The sequence below is a fragment of the Orlajensenia leifsoniae genome, from assembly GCF_004570845.1.
GTDB classification, from domain to species: domain Bacteria; phylum Actinomycetota; class Actinomycetes; order Actinomycetales; family Microbacteriaceae; genus Orlajensenia; species Orlajensenia leifsoniae.
This window is the reverse complement of the sequence record NZ_SPQZ01000004.1, coordinates 445783-459870: the sequence shown is the minus strand read 5'-3', so window position 1 is coordinate 459870 and position 14088 is coordinate 445783. Positions and strand designations below refer to the sequence as shown.

Genomic DNA, 14088 nt, shown 5'->3' with positions numbered 1-14088 from the left:
GGTAAGTCAGTGGACTTCAAGCAGACAATCCGCGTCATCCGACGCCAATGGATTCCCGTCGTCGTCACGATCCTGGCCGGAATCCTGGCCGCGATCGCCTACGTCGCGGTGGCCCCGGCGCAGTACACGACGCAGACGAAGCTGCTCCTCGAGCCCACGGGGGGAACGGGCACAGCACAGGAACTCGTCGCGGGCAACAACCTGCTCGTGCAGCAGGTGGGCACGTTCACCCAGCTCGCCTCGACCCCGGTGGTGCTGCAGCCCGTCATCGACGAGCTCGGCCTCGACACCACGGCGGACAAGCTCGCCGACAAGGTGAGCGTCGCCTCCGTCGGGCTGTCGGCCCTGATCGCGATCGAGGCGACGGCCGACACTCCCGAGGGCGCTGTCGACCTGGGCAATGCCGTCGCGGCGAGCTTGAGCGACCAGATCGAGAGTTCGGGATCGTCGACCTCACCGGCGGCGATCAGCGTCTCCGTCGTGCAGGAGCCCGTTGCTCCGGCCTCGCCGTCGTCGCCCAATACGATCCTCGCGATCCTGATCGGCCTCTTCGGTGGTCTCGCCGTCGCGTTCATCATCGTCGTGCTGGCCGAGCTGTTGAACACCCGCGTGCGCAACGGGCGGGACATCGCGAAGGCGACGGATGCCGCCTACCTCGGCCGTGTACCGGCGGAGCGCTCGCTCTCCCGCAAGCCCGTACCCTCGTTGACCGCGCCCTCCGGGCGCTTCGCCGAGGCCGTCCGCATCATCCGCACGAAGGTCGTCGCCTCGATCTCGGCGTCCACGGCTCCCGTCGTCGTCATCAGCTCGCCCGGTCTCGGTGACGGCAAGAGCACCATCGCCGCGAACCTCGCTGTCGCCCTCGCGGAAGGCGGCCTGCAGGTCGCCCTCATCGACGGCGACCTGCGCTCTCCGTCGACGGCCAGGCTGTTCGGCATCAGGTCCAAGGCCGGGCTGTCGAACGCCCTGCTCGCCGGCGTTGCTCCCGAGTCGATCACCCGCTCCGAGGTGGCCACGGGCCTCACCGTCATCACGACCGACGCCGTCGAGGCTGGAACCAGCGACGTCCTCTCCTCCGAGCGCACGAACGCCGTCATCACGGCGCTGGCCGCCGATGTCGACATCGTGATCCTCGACGCCGGTCCCCTGCTGGCGAACTCCGACGGACTGGCACTCTCCGAGGTCGCCGACGGCTACGTCGTGGTCGCCCGCGCCGGACGCACGCGCGCCGACGAACTGCGTCAGGCTGTCGATTCCCTCGAGGACGTCGGCGCCGAGGTCTACGGAGTCGTCCTGACAGCGGCGCCGGTGCGCGGCGCGGACGCCAGGGACTGATCGGCGGGTCGGCGACATGACACTGCAGGCCACGCCGGGACGGCAGAGCACGCCGGACGCTCGGAGAGCGCCGGCGAGGCGGCCGTCTCGCGTGAGCCCGCGCCTGCGAGCCGACGTGCTGCTCTCGGTGTCGGGGGCCGTCATCGCGATCGTGCTCGTCGTGGCGTCTCTCCTCGTTCAGCCGGCGCTGTTCATCATCGTGGTCGCCGGTGCCGTACTCGTGTACCTCGCGGCCTTCCACCCCAAGGCCTTCGCTCTCACCGGTGTCTCGGCGATCATCCTGTCGAACGTGCTGCAGCAGGTCGTCGGGCCCCTGGCGTCGAACATCGACGAAGCCGTCATCGCCCTGGCGGTGATCGCCTTCACGACCCGCAGGCTGGTGACCGAGCGACGCATCGTGATCCTGCCCGGAACGATCTGGTTCCTGCTGTTCTTCGTGTTCGGGGTGCTCAGCGGGGTGGCACTGCACGTGCCGTACTCGCTGATGCTGCAGTCGCTCATCCTCATCGCCAAGGGACTGCTGTTCGCCTTCGCGCTCGCGCAGCTGCGCTGGACCGACCGCGACTTCAGGGTGCTGCTCTGGGCCGGCGTGGTCGCCATCGGCGTGATCGCGGTCACCGGTCTCGCCAACCTGGCCTTCCCCGACGTGTGGCGCGGCATCGTCGGCGGCACCATCACCCACCTCGGCGGCGTCACGGCGCTGCAGGGTCTGTTCCAGCATCCGGCAGCCTTCGGCCGCTTCACTGCGGTGCTCGCCGTGGCCGCCCTCGCCTATGCCTGCGTGGTGCGCACCTCGCTCGGCAACGCCATCCTCCTCGGCGTCACAGTGGTGCTCACCACGCTGACGCTCGAGGTGAAGTCGATCGTCGGCCTCCTCGCCGCGCTCGGCATCCTCACGCTCCGCTACGGTCGTCCGATCCTCATCGTCGTCGCTCTGTGCTTCGGCCCGTTCGCCATCGCGCTGATCGTGCCGCCGCTCATCGCCCTGGTCGGCGATGCCGTCCAGATGTACATCATCGAGGACTCGGCGCGCTCGACGATGACCTGGGGATCACTGGCCGTCGCCACGGCGTACTTCCCGTTCGGCGCCGGCTTCGGCCGCTTCGGCAGCTTCCCGGCCGGCGTGAACTACAGCCCCGAGTACTACAACCTCGGCTTCGACCACGTGTACGGCCTGGGGCCCGGCGAGAAGGGCATGTTCCTGAACGACACGCAGTGGCCGGCCATCATCGGCGAGAGCGGATGGCTCGGAGCCGCCGCCTTCGCCGTCGGCATCCTCTGCGTTCTCGTCAGCCTGCTACGTCGCAGCTCGCCGACCGAGTCGGTGCTCGCGCACTGGGTGCGCATCACCGGCGTCGGATGGCTGGTGCTCCTCGTGATCGAGTCGGCGGCCGCCCCGGTGTTCGTCTCGGCGCCGTCGTTCCCGTTCGTGTTCGCCGTGGCGGGCATCGTCGCGTCGCTGCGATCCGCAGCCCGCGACGAGCAGCTCGCGACGGGGCTGGTGCCCCCTCGGGTTCTCGCTCCTCAGCGGCTCCCGCGGAGCACGGCCCGCCAGCGGGCCGCCACCATCGGATAGACGGCGGCGGCTGAGTAGTCGCGCTGGAACCTGGCGGTTCCGGCGGCGCGCAGCTCGTCGCGGGCGGCATCCGAGACCATCAACCGCTCGAGAGCCTCGGCCAGACCGTCCGCATCGCCGGCGTCGACGAGCGACCCTGCGCCGTCGGCGAGCACGGCGGGGATGCCACCGACACGGGTCGCGACGACGCAGTCCTGCCGGGCGAGGGCCTCGAGGATGAACATCGGCATGGCCTCGTCGCGCGACGGGAGGACGGCGATCTCGGCCGACTCGAGCAGCTCCATGAGCTCGGCGTGCGGGAGCCCGCCGTGGAAGACGGCGTCGGGCAGCTCGGATGGCACGACCTCGGGGTCTGCGACGGGTCCCACGATGTGCAGGGTCCACCCGTCGTGGTCGGCGATCCTGCGCCAGGCGTCGACGAGGACGTCGACTCCCTTGCGGAGCGACACGCTGCCCCCGAACACGATGCTCTTGCCCTTGGCCCGCGGCGTCCCCTCCGGAACGGCGTTCGGGATGAGCTCCGTCGGTGCCGTCGGCAGGACCGCGAGGACGGCCGCCCTGGTCTCGGCGCTCAGCACGAAGACGCTGTCGGCGGCGCGCAGCACCGTCGCGACCCTCGCCGGCTCGCGCGCGGCGTAGTCGGGGAAGCTGCTGCCGTGCAGGTGAGCGACGGTGCCGAATCCTCGCGCGTGGGCGAGGCGCAGCAGGAGTCCCTCCCGCACGAACGATCCGCCCTGCGAGAGATGCACCACGACGACCCGCTCGTCTCGGCCGCGCAGGGTGGCGAGCCGCCAGGCGGCTCCGAGGAAGATCGCCATCGCCCGAGGACCCGTGGAGCCGTCGCGCGACACGATGACCCGCAGGTCGCAGTCGTCGAACGGATAAGAGAGGTATCCGTTCACGACCTGGGTCATGCCGCCGGCGACCTCGCCGCGTCGACCGACGTGAAGCACCTCGATGCGGCGGAGTTTCGTGGGGGCGACGTCGACGGCCACGCTCATGCGTCGACCAGCTCCGTGCGCGCCGGAACCCCCGCGATGAGGACCTCGACCCGTCCGCGCATGAGCTCGAGCTCGTCTCGGGCGTTCGCGAGGGAGGCGCGCACGGCGGGCCCACGTTGCAGAGCCGTCGCCATGGCCGCGACGATCTCGTCTTCGGTCAGCCCGCTCGACGGGACGCCGACGCCTGAGACGCCGGCGGCCTCGAAGTGCCTGTCGATCTTGCCGGACTCGTCGACGAGCAGGGCGATCGGGGCTGCACCCTCGGTCGAGGCCGCGATGAGCACGTGCAGCCTGTCGCTGACGGCGAGGGCCGTCCTGTCGTAGACGGCACGCAGGGTGTCCTCCTGGCCGGCGTGGTCGGAGCCGTCCCAGTCGGCGAGGTCGGCGCCGAGGGCGGCGGCCAGGTCGCGGGAGCGCTGGCGGTCGCGCAGCACCTGGGTGACCACCTCGATCCGCAGACCCTGTTCCGCTGCGAAGCGACGGATGCCGAGGACCCAGGCTGCGCCCGGTTCGGGGCGGTCGCTGCGCATCGACACCACGATGGTGTCGCGGCTCTCGGCTGCGGCATCCGTCGACGGCCCTGCCCCTTCACCGAAGGCGAGATCGGGCATGACCTCGCCGCCGAGATAGGCCGCCGTCGTCCCGTCGCGCCAGGCCGTGAGCTGCGACAGGGCGATGGACGGACGCATGAGCAGGCGCGGCAGCGGCGCGAAGTCGCGCGACCCTGAGCCCACGCGGACCACCGAGCCCCCGCGCAGGCGCAGCAGGGCGAGCAGCGGCAGGACGACCACGTGCTCCTTCATGCCGATGATGGTCAGCTGGATCTCGCCGGGCTTGAACACGTAGTGCGCCGTCCCGCCCCAGGCCCGCGACAGACCGGCGCGGTACCAGGAGGAGAAGGAGCGGTAGACGACGTCGTCGGTGCCGACACCCAGGGACTCGGCGTAGCCCTCGGGCGATGCGCCGACGTAGACGTGCAGTCGCCCGAGGGGCTTGAGCCAGGCGATGAGCTGGCGGCGCAGGATGATGTCGCCGATGTTGTCGTACTGGCCGACGCCCGGCACGAAGATGTCGACGGCGTCAGCGCCCGGATTCGGAGCCGCCGCGGCGGCCCGGTCGCTCACGCGGCCGCCAGATCGCCGCGGATGCCGGTCATGGCCGCCGCGTGGATCATGTCGGAGGTGAGGTCCTCGACCTCGGTGGAGGTGCCGATGCCGAGCTCGGACATGAGCCTGGCGATCTGCTCCTGGTGGTTGTCGACGTGCTCTCCCCGGTCTTTGCGGCGCACCACGGCGATGGGCGAGATGCCCATCTCGAGAAGACCGAGCACGGTGCCGACTCCGGCATGGGTGATGACGACGTCGGCCTCGCGGGCGTAGCGCTCGAAGTCCTCCGCGCTCACCTGGGCGTGGGCGGTGCCGGGCAGTTCGCGCTTCGCCTCGGTGTAGCCCAACTGCCAGGTGGTGTCGTCACCGGCGATGCCGAGATCGACGATGCGGTCGACGAGCGAGTCGAAGCCGTAGCCCTCGATGGTTCCGAGAGTCACGAACAGCTTGAGCCGGCCGTCGGCGGGCTTGGGCTTCTGCACGTTGTGGAAGGTGGAGAGCACGCTCGGGTGCACGCCCCAGCGGCCCGACGACCAGTGCGGGTGCTGGGTGCGGAGCTCCGCCAGGCGGAATTTATCGAGGATGCGTCCGGAGAGCGAGGGACCGTCGACACGCGAGACGCTTTCGATGTAGAGCGTCGGCAATCCGCCGAGCTTCGCGGCCGGTAGGGCGGCCAGGGCGAGCGCTGAGCCGGTGCTCACAGCGCCGTCGAAATGCGTGTTCTTGATGGCGGCTCGGATCGACTGGTAGGCGCGCACGACGTTCGCCGCGTCGCGCGGCCGGATGTAGGGCACATAGAGAACGTTGCGCCCCTTCAGGAGCGACTCGCTCTGCGGCGTGCGGAAGGTGACCCACAGCGAGTCGTCCGTGGCACCCAGCCCCGGAGCGAGACGCACCAGCTGCGCGAGGTGACCGCCGGTGGAGGCTGCGAGCAGCAGCTTCCCTCCGGTCTCGGGGGTGCTCGCGGTGGTCGGCGTGGTGTCGAAGTCGGTCGTCATGTCGATATCTCCTTGTCGCGTGTGTTCGGAGGCGAAGTCACGGCCGTGAGGGGACCGTCGGGAATCGTGGGGGCATCCGTGGTGCTGACGGATGCCGGTGCTCCGGCCGGAGCCGAGGCGCGCCGGCGTCTGATGACGGGCGGAACGTAGAGCCAGCGCACGCGCGTGGTGAGCTTCGAGAGCAGCAGCGAGACGACGATGGCCACCACGACGAGCCCGAACTGGATCGCGATGCCGACGCCGCGATTGACCCCGCCGAGCAGCAGTCCCAGCAGGCCGGCGATCGGCACGATCACGAACAGGTGCAGCAGGTAGATCTGCAGACTCTCCGCGCCCATCGTCGACACGAAGGACAGCATCCGGAGCCTCGCGAGATAGGCGGAGAGCAACACGCCGAGGGCGACGGCCGACGCCTGGCCGAGCAGCACGAGGAACGGCACCCAGCGTGCGGGCAGGAGGAACAGGATGGCTGCAGAGGCCACGAGAGCCGCGGCGGCGAGCAGGGTGCGCTGCACCGACACCTTCGCGACGGCGGCGAACACCCGCGGTGCGTACAGCGCTCCGAAGGCGTAGAACACGTAGAGGGCGCCGACGCGGTTCCAGCCGATGTTGCCGCTGTTGATGAGGCCGGCGGTCACGGCGCTCGAGAGCAGGGCGGCGAGGATGACGTGCACGACCGGCGGGAGCTTCCGCAGCGCCCACGCGGCGAACGCGAAGACGGCGAGGGCGTAGATGAACCAGTAGCTGCTGCTCGGCCACACGAGGATGAGCGCCAGGCTGATCGGGTTGCTCGCCGGCAGCTCGCCGAGCTCGCCGCTGAGGCCCGGGATGATCAGGTAGAACGCGAAGCGCACGATCGACCAGACGATATAGAGGTAGAGCACGGGCAGCAGGCGCCGTCTCCACAGGTTGCCGAAGGTCCACGTGACGGCTCGTGCACCGAAGAGCCCGGCGATGAGGAAGAACACCGGCATGGGGAACAGCTCGAGGATGAGCTTCATGCGGTTCGGCAGCCCCATGATGCCGGCATGCTGCAGGTAGAGGGTGACGTGGTAGAGCACGACCATCGCGATGGCGACGCCCTTGGCGAAGTTCATCCAGGCACGCGGGCGCGGCTCGGAGACGGTCCAGCGAAATGCGGTGGCGGTCACGGCTGTCCAATCTCTCGGTCGGCCGTGCACCCGACTTGACTCGGGTGGGTGCACGCCCACCGTCGGGTCGCAGCTCCGTTCTCGCGATCGGTCCTGCACTGAAAACGTTAGTGAGAGCTCGTCACCTGCAGGAGTCGCCGAGGTTAACGCTCGGCGCTGGAGATTACAGTTGTGTGACGCGAACGGGGGTCGCCTGCCCTCGCGGCACCTCCGCCTCGCGGCATCCGTCGCCTGATCGCTCCCAGGTCACTCGCGGGCGCCGCGACTGCTCATGATGCGGCGGTAGAGCGGCATGCTCGTGCGGGCGGCGACCAGCAGGGCGAAGCGCTGCGGTTCGCGGGCGCGGGCGAGCGAGAGCACGACCGCCGGCGTCATCTCGCCGCGGGCCGTGCGCACCAGGGCGCGCGACTCCTGCTCGGTGTAGGCACCGCTGGTGGCGTCCTTCATGCGGGACAGCAGCGAGAATCGCGCCGTGTAGTACTCGAGTTCGCGGCCGTCGCCTGCACCGACGCGGCGAGCGCAGTCGCGCACGACGGCGCCGACCTGCTCGAGTGACTGCGCCCGCTGGGTGTTCGACCTGATGATCGACCCGCTGCGCAACCGGTAGGTGTAGACGGTGTCGCGGATGCCGGCCACGGTCTCGGCCGCCACCAGGAGTTGGGCGACCATGGCCTGGTCGGAGTGCACCCGCGAGCGGGTGAAGGTGATGGCCGGGAAGAGTCTGCGGGCGAACAGCTTGTTCCAGAGGTGCCCGCTCACCCGACCGAGCAGCATGGCCCTGAAGGCCGTCGCGCCGTCGACGGTGCCCGGCGGCAGGGAGGGAACCGGGCGCCGCGATCCGTCGACCGAGAGGTACTCGGCGCCGGCGCACACCACATCGGCCGCGAACCCGTCTGCGGCGGCCAGCAGCGTCTCGGCTGCATCCGTCGTCCACTCGTCGTCGGCATCCACGAACCAGATGAACCGCCCCGACGACGCCGCGACCCCGGCCTCACGGGCCGCTGCCACTCCCCCGTTCTCGGCGAGGGGAACGAAGACGACCGACGGATGCCTCTCGGCGAGCGCAGCGCCCACCCGGGCCGTCGAGTCGCGCGAGCCGTCGTCGACCACCACGATCTCGACGGCGATGGTCTGGCGCAGCAGTCGCTCTACGGCGTCGCCCAGGAACTCGGCGGCGTTGTAGGCGGGGATGACGACGCTGACGTCGACGCTCGTCATCGCGGGCCGTCCGCTGCGACCATCTGCAGCACGGTCTCGAGATCCCTTCCGCTGGATCCCACGGAGAAACGGTCGAGCCAGGCGTCGATGCCGGTGACGTCGATGGCGCTCGCACGCTCGACGGCGTCGGCGAGTTGCTCCGCCGTCGGGCCGAGCGCGAGTTCGCCGGTGATGCCGGGCACGATGGCGTCGGCGACGCCGAGGGCGCCCGAGACGGCGACGGACGGTACTCCGGCGGCCGCGGCCTCCACGAGCACGTTGCCGAAGCCTTCACGCAGCGACGGCAGCAGCACGACGGAGTTCGGCTTGAAGTGCGAGAACCAGTCCTCGACCCAGCCCTTGTCGTCGAAGGAGACCCCGAGCCGCTCGGCCTCCGCGGTCACCGAGTCGAGCAGCGGACCACCGCCGAAGGAGATCACCTCCGTCGGGATGCCGCGGCGATTGAGCTCGGCCGCGGCGTGGATCGCCAACTCCGGTCGCTTCTGGGCGACGAGGCGGGCGGCCAGCACGAGCTGCAGGCCACCGACCGTTCCCGGCACGCGCACGACGCGGTCCATGCCGGCCACCTTCGCCGTGGCGGGGTTCGCGACCACCGTGCAGCGCTCCCCCGAGACGCCGAAGCCGCTGACCAGTTCGCCGGCGACGGGATGCGAGATCGCGATCACGTGGTCGGCCCGGCCGTACATACGTCGGGCGAAGCCGATCTTCACTTTGTGCGGCAGGTCGGAGTCGGCCAGACCCAGCGAGACCAGGTTGCGCTCGCTGATGATCACCGGTGGACGACGCGACTTGGGGCTGAGAGCGGCGGCCGTCAGCAGCACGAGGTTGGCGTGCGCCTGCAGGCTCACGGCGACATCCGGCTTGAAGCCGCCGAAGATGGCGATGAGGGCTCGCGACTTGCCCACGTGACCCCCGGCGGTGGCGATCTGGTAGTGCACGACCCCCTCGGGCAGGTAGGTGTCGGTGGCCTTGGCCGAGGTCGTCACGACGGCGACGGAGTGGCCGCGTTCGACCAGCCAGCCCATCCAGGTGCGCGCCACGAACTCGGCCCCGCCGCCGTGCAGCGAGGGAACGACGAACAGGATGCGCAGTGGTGCGTCGGGCTGGCTCATCTGACTCCTTGGGTGCTGCTGGCTTCTGGGGCGACGTCGAGGGCGCGGATGCGGCGCGCAGGGGTGCCGCCGTAGAGCGAATCGGGCTCGCAGTCGGCCGTGACCACGGATCCCGCGGCGACGATGCACCCCGACCCGATGGTGACGCCGCCGAGCACGATGGTGCCGGCGCCGATCCAGGTTCCATCGCCGATCGTGATGGGGGCGCTGACCGAGGCTCCGGCCCGGGCGGAGGCCGGACCGATCTCGTGGGTCGTCGGAACGAGCTGGACCCGCGGGCCGAGCGACACCCTGTCGCCGAGCACGACGGGCGAGTTCGATCCGACGAGGAGTTCGACGTTGATGAAGCATCCGTCCCCGATGCTCAGCAGGTCGACCCTCTCGATGAAACGGATGCCGGGACGGATGCGGGTGCCGGTACCGACGGTGACGCCGCAGAAGCGCAGCAGGCGCACCCGCACCCGCGGCGACCAGAGGGAGCTCGGCGCGATGGTCGTGGCGATGAGCTGCTTGAGGCCGCCCATCAGCTCGACGTCCCAGCCGCGCTCAGGACGGGCTCGTCGAGGCCGGCGGTGTTCGCCCTGGCCAGCTCGATCACCCGGGGCAGCCCGGCCGTGATCGCCGCTCGGGTCGCCGACGACGGGGGCATCACGTGGGCGAGCGATGCGATGACGGGCCCGGCGAAGTCGCCGGCCGGAGACACGCACAGCTCGGGGGCTCCGATGAGCTCCATCAGTCCCTCGACCTTGCCCTGCGTGGCCATCGTCACGGCTGGGGTGCCGCCCATCAGCGACATGATCGACAGGTGCATCCGGCCCGTCACCGTGACCGTCGCCTGGGCGGCGAGAGCCCGGATCTGGGCCGGCGGCAACAGCTCCTCGACGAAGGTGACGTCGGGGCCCGCGACCACCTCGGCCACGGCGCGGCAGGCGACGAGGTCGTCGCTGAGGTCCTTGATCACGTGCGGCAGGATCACCACGTGGAGCCCGGCCGAGCGCAGGTGGTCGATGATGCGCCGGTACTGGGCGGTCTGGTCGGTCGTGCGCGCGATCAGGCCGCTGACGTTGACGATGGCGAACGGCACGGCCGGGGTCGCGACGCTCGCATCCGTCGTCGTCGCGGCGAACACGATGTCGGCGACGAGCTCGACGCTGCTGATCCCGTGCTCGATCGCCCGCTCGGCCGAGCGGGGATCGCGGAGCAGCGGCACGACACCCGCACGACTGGCCCTGACCAGGGCTCGGCGGGCACCGAAGCTGGGCGACCCGTTCCAGCTGAAGCCGACGATGCGGGTGGGGACGCCCTCGATCGCGCCGATCTCGGCCAGCATGGCGCGGCGCACCGAGCCGCGGAGGCTGTAGCGGCCGTCCATGATGTCCGCGCCGATGATGGAGAGGCTGCGTGCCCTCCGCAGCAGTTCGACGAAGGTGCGGATGGCCTGCTCGTGCGCCGGCCCCTCTCCGTAGACGAGGCTCGGGAGGGGGAACACCTCCACCTTCGAGCTCACGGCATCGGGGACGACGAAGTCGTCGGTCTCGCGCACGATGGCGATGATCGGGCCGGGCGCGTTCTCGAGGAAGGCCTCGAACAGCGCCTGGTCGCCGATGTTGCCCCGCCCGGGGGCGGCGATGAGCAGGTGCACGTTCCGCGCTGCGGATGCCGGGAGTGCTGCGGACGCCCGGCGGGCCGTCGCGCGATCCTGTCGGGGCGGCAGCCCGGAACTGTAGCGCAGGTCTCTCCACGTGCGGAGGAGTCTGGATTGGATGCGGCGTCTCATTCCTTCTCCGTTCGGGTCGTCGGTTCTGGGGTGTCGGTCGAGGTGGCGGATGCCGATGCCGATGGAGCGTCGGGGTCTGAAGCCTGGCTGGCCGGAGCAGTCCGAGCACGGCTGAGGTAGCGACGGGCGCCGATGACCTGCAGCACGTCGGCGCGGAAGCGCGGCCAGATGGCCGCCTCCAGCGCGAGCATGCCGAGCAGGGCGACGGATCCGATGGCGAGGTGGAGCAGCGGCTGGTCGGCCGGCACGGCGAGGGTCGACGCGTAGGAGGCGCCCGTGGCGATGCCGAAGACGATGATCATGCGCAGGCCGTTGAGGAACAGGCGCTTGGCGTCGACGTCGGAGACCTTGCTGATCCAGAAGAGGGCGATCGGCCAGGTGATGCCGAGGCCGAGGGCGAAGCCGGCCGCGACTCCGTAGACGCCCCACAGCGACCCGAGCAGGATGAGCCCGATCGTGAGAGGACGCGTGACGAGGGCCGACCAGAGGTTCTCCTTCGTGAGGCCCTTGGAGAGGAACACCCAATAGCTCACGTAGGCGGCGGCCTGGAACCAGCCGGCGATGAGCAGGATCTGGAAGACCGGAACGGCCTCCAGCCACTGCTCGCCCAGCATGATCGAGACGACGGCCGTCGCCTGGGCTCCGAGGAACGCGAACATGAGGCCGACGATGGCCAACAGCGTGGTCTGGCCGAAGCTGATGAAGGCGTTGAACCTGTCGCGCTGGTCCTGCAGGCGCGACAGCACGGGCAGCGCGACGCGGGTGGCCGGGGCCTGCAGTTGCAGCAGCGGCAGCATCACCAGCTGGAACGAGCGGTTGTAGAGGCCGAGGGATGCCGGTCCGAACCGGGCGCCGATGATGACGGAGTCGACGTTGCGGCTGACGTAGTTGAGCATCTGCGCCAGGAAGACCGTGACGCCGTAGGACAGCAACGGCTTCATTCCGGCATGGCGATGGATGCCGCGTGGATACCAGTCGGTCACGATCACCAGCACGATGAGCACGAGGGCCGCCTGCCCGACCTGCTGCACGGCGAGCGCCCAGTAGCCGCCGCCCATCACGCCGACGACGATGGCGGCGACGAGCGCGATGGCCTGGCCGACGGCATCCGCCACCACGAGACGACCGAATCCGAGGTGACGCCCGAGGTCGGCGCGGAACTGGGTGGAGAGGCCGTTCAGCAGGAAGGTGATGGAGAGCACCTCGGTGAGCAGGCGCAGCCTGTCGTCGCCGTAGAGCGAGGCGATGGGGCTGGCGAGCAGGAACGTCACGACGGTCAGCACGGCGCCGATGCCCGTGTTGATCCAGAACAGGTTGTCCTTCTGGTGCGGCGAGAGCGTCTTGGCCTGCACAGCTGCCGATGAGAGGCCGAAGTCGCGGAACACCTCGCCGATGCCGATCACGGCCGTCACCATGGCCACGAGGCCGAAGTCCGTCGGTCCGAGCAGGCGAGCGAGGATGACCACTCCGGCGAGCTGCACGATCACGCGCACGGCCTGCCCGCCGATCATCACGACGGCGCCGCGCGAGGCCGAGGTGGCGAGCGACTGCTCGACGCCGTCGGCCGGTCGGCGCTCGGTACGCGTCATCGGACGGCCCGCGCGATCTCGATGGCGCGGCGGTAGGCAGCTGCGTGCTCCTCGCCGAGGACCTTCCAGTCACGACGTGACAGGTCGGGGGCATCATCGGCGGCCACGGTGCGCACGGTCTGGAGCGCCTCGGCGATCACCTCGGGGGTGAGCTCACCGTCGTACTCGATGACCCAGCCGGGCCCGACCTCCTCGCGGAGCGCCGTGTTCGCCGGTGACCGCGGCACGAGGGCCGGGCGCGACAGCGAGAGTGCCACCAGGATGGCGCCCGAGTTGTGCATCTCGCGGTAGGGCAGCACGACGAGTTCGGCCTGGCCGATCTCGGAGACCAGCACGTCGTCGTCGACGTAGGCGAGCAGCGCCGAGGTGCGCGGGTCGCGGGCGACGCGCTCCTCCACCAGTTCGCGCTGGCCCACGCTCGGGCTGCCGACCACCCGCAGGGTGAGGTCGTCGCCCGGCAGCTCCCGGAAGGCGTCGAGCAGCAGGTCGACGCCCTTGTACGGGCGGATGATGCCGAAGTACAGGATGCGGCCGGGTTCGCGCGGCGGCAGCGAGTGCTGGGCGAACTTCTCGATGTAGTGACCGTGCAGGATGGTGACGGCCTCAGCGTCCGTGGGGAGCTCGGTCGTGGGGTTCAGCCGCAGGTAGAGCGAGGTGGACCTGTCGATGAGGTCGAGCGATCGGTTCTCGGCCGCCGAACCCTCCTCGTGCGGGGTGACGTTGTGCAGGGTGCGCACGATGGGGATGCGCTTGCGCTTCAGCCTGAAGACGAGCACCTGCAGCGCGCGGCGCCGGGCGAAACGCTTCCACGACTTCTTCCCCCGGATCATGAGCTCGGGCCAGTGCACGTGGAGCACGTCGTAGTCGGCCGAGAGCGCACCCTTCCAGGTGAAGTACCGGATGCTGACGTCGGGCGATGCGCCGTCGACGATGATGTCGACGTACTTGGTGCGGCCGTCCGGCGGAGCGAGGGTGTGCTGCACCACGAGCGGCCGGGATGGCACGGGTGACAGCGGGAGGGTGCTGCTGGAAGTGCTGGAAGTCATGGGCGCCTTGTCGTCTCTGCACGATCTGAAAGGGGTGGAACGACACTGAACCTCCTGCCGACAGTACCGCCGGATTTTCGCCGGTACGCTGGGTGTCGCGAGATGTACACCCGGTCGTAACGTGTGAGCAACACTCACGGATGGGCGTTTGGTACAACTTGGAAGACCAGACGCGTGCG

At 69.9% G+C, this 14088-nt stretch carries 12 protein-coding genes; 2 read left to right on the top strand and 10 right to left on the bottom strand.

Annotation, left to right across the window (positions count from 1 at the left end):
* The first annotated feature begins 9 nt into the window (after positions 1-9).
* Complete coding sequence (locus E4M00_RS13065; protein ID WP_135120936.1) at positions 10-1335, top strand: tyrosine-protein kinase domain-containing protein; 1326 nt, start codon at positions 10-12, stop codon at positions 1333-1335.
* Between the two features lie 91 nt (positions 1336-1426).
* Entirely contained in the window at positions 1427-2911 is a 1485-nt protein-coding gene (locus tag E4M00_RS13060; RefSeq protein WP_135120935.1) for a hypothetical protein, read from the top strand.
* Here the strand turns inward: E4M00_RS13060 and E4M00_RS13055 are convergent.
* The 10 genes from E4M00_RS13055 to E4M00_RS13010 all read right to left on the bottom strand — a co-directional run bounded on the left by E4M00_RS13055 (position 2860) and on the right by E4M00_RS13010 (position 13909).
* On the bottom strand, positions 2860-3912 hold the full coding sequence (locus E4M00_RS13055) for a glycosyltransferase family 4 protein (protein WP_135120934.1): 1053 nt from the start codon (positions 3910-3912) through the stop codon (positions 2860-2862). The genes E4M00_RS13060 and E4M00_RS13055 overlap by 52 nt on opposite strands.
* The gene (locus E4M00_RS13050) at positions 3909-5036 is read right to left on the bottom strand and encodes a polysaccharide pyruvyl transferase family protein (RefSeq protein ID WP_135120933.1); all 1128 of its coding nucleotides are present in this window, start codon (positions 5034-5036) and stop codon (positions 3909-3911) included. The genes E4M00_RS13055 and E4M00_RS13050 overlap by 4 nt, the downstream gene beginning before the upstream one ends.
* The gene (locus E4M00_RS13045; protein ID WP_135120932.1) at positions 5033-6016 is read right to left on the bottom strand and encodes a glycosyltransferase; all 984 of its coding nucleotides are present in this window, start codon (positions 6014-6016) and stop codon (positions 5033-5035) included. Before E4M00_RS13045 ends, E4M00_RS13050 begins: the two co-directional genes overlap by 4 nt.
* Entirely contained in the window at positions 6013-7167 is a 1155-nt protein-coding gene (locus tag E4M00_RS13040; protein ID WP_135120931.1) for an acyltransferase family protein, read from the bottom strand. Before E4M00_RS13040 ends, E4M00_RS13045 begins: the two co-directional genes overlap by 4 nt.
* Before the next feature lie 246 nt (positions 7168-7413).
* A complete protein-coding gene (locus E4M00_RS13035; protein ID WP_135120930.1) occupies positions 7414-8385 on the bottom strand; it encodes a glycosyltransferase family 2 protein in 972 nt (323 codons plus the stop codon).
* Positions 8382-9497 carry a glycosyltransferase gene (locus tag E4M00_RS13030; protein WP_135120929.1) on the bottom strand — a complete coding sequence of 372 codons (1116 nt, stop codon included), beginning with the start codon at positions 9495-9497 and terminating at the stop codon, positions 8382-8384. Before E4M00_RS13030 ends, E4M00_RS13035 begins: the two co-directional genes overlap by 4 nt.
* The gene (locus E4M00_RS13025; protein WP_135120928.1) at positions 9494-10021 is read right to left on the bottom strand and encodes an acyltransferase; all 528 of its coding nucleotides are present in this window, start codon (positions 10019-10021) and stop codon (positions 9494-9496) included. Before E4M00_RS13025 ends, E4M00_RS13030 begins: the two co-directional genes overlap by 4 nt.
* Entirely contained in the window at positions 10021-11274 is a 1254-nt protein-coding gene (locus E4M00_RS13020) for a polysaccharide pyruvyl transferase family protein (protein ID WP_135120927.1), read from the bottom strand. The genes E4M00_RS13025 and E4M00_RS13020 overlap by 1 nt, the downstream gene beginning before the upstream one ends.
* Complete coding sequence (locus tag E4M00_RS13015; RefSeq protein WP_135120926.1) at positions 11271-12863, bottom strand: lipopolysaccharide biosynthesis protein; 1593 nt, start codon at positions 12861-12863, stop codon at positions 11271-11273. Before E4M00_RS13015 ends, E4M00_RS13020 begins: the two co-directional genes overlap by 4 nt.
* On the bottom strand, positions 12860-13909 hold the full coding sequence (locus tag E4M00_RS13010) for a glycosyltransferase (RefSeq protein ID WP_135120925.1): 1050 nt from the start codon (positions 13907-13909) through the stop codon (positions 12860-12862). The genes E4M00_RS13015 and E4M00_RS13010 overlap by 4 nt, the downstream gene beginning before the upstream one ends.
* Between the last annotated feature and the right edge of the window lie 179 nt (positions 13910-14088).

Excerpts from the sequence above, each read along its gene's own strand:
- E4M00_RS13055 (WP_135120934.1), bottom strand. The coding sequence starts at position 3,912 with ATGAGCGTGGCCGTCGACGTCGCCCCCACGAAACTCCGCCGCATCGAG.
- E4M00_RS13045 (WP_135120932.1), bottom strand. The coding sequence starts at position 6,016 with ATGACGACCGACTTCGACACCACGCCGACCACCGCGAGCACCCCCGAG.
- E4M00_RS13035 (WP_135120930.1), bottom strand. The coding sequence starts at position 8,385 with ATGACGAGCGTCGACGTCAGCGTCGTCATCCCCGCCTACAACGCCGCC.
- E4M00_RS13030 (WP_135120929.1), bottom strand. The coding sequence starts at position 9,497 with ATGAGCCAGCCCGACGCACCACTGCGCATCCTGTTCGTCGTTCCCTCG.
- E4M00_RS13025 (WP_135120928.1), bottom strand. The coding sequence starts at position 10,021 with ATGGGCGGCCTCAAGCAGCTCATCGCCACGACCATCGCGCCGAGCTCC.
- E4M00_RS13020 (WP_135120927.1), bottom strand. The coding sequence starts at position 11,274 with ATGAGACGCCGCATCCAATCCAGACTCCTCCGCACGTGGAGAGACCTG.
- E4M00_RS13015 (WP_135120926.1), bottom strand. The coding sequence starts at position 12,863 with ATGACGCGTACCGAGCGCCGACCGGCCGACGGCGTCGAGCAGTCGCTC.
- E4M00_RS13010 (WP_135120925.1), bottom strand. The coding sequence starts at position 13,909 with ATGACTTCCAGCACTTCCAGCAGCACCCTCCCGCTGTCACCCGTGCCA.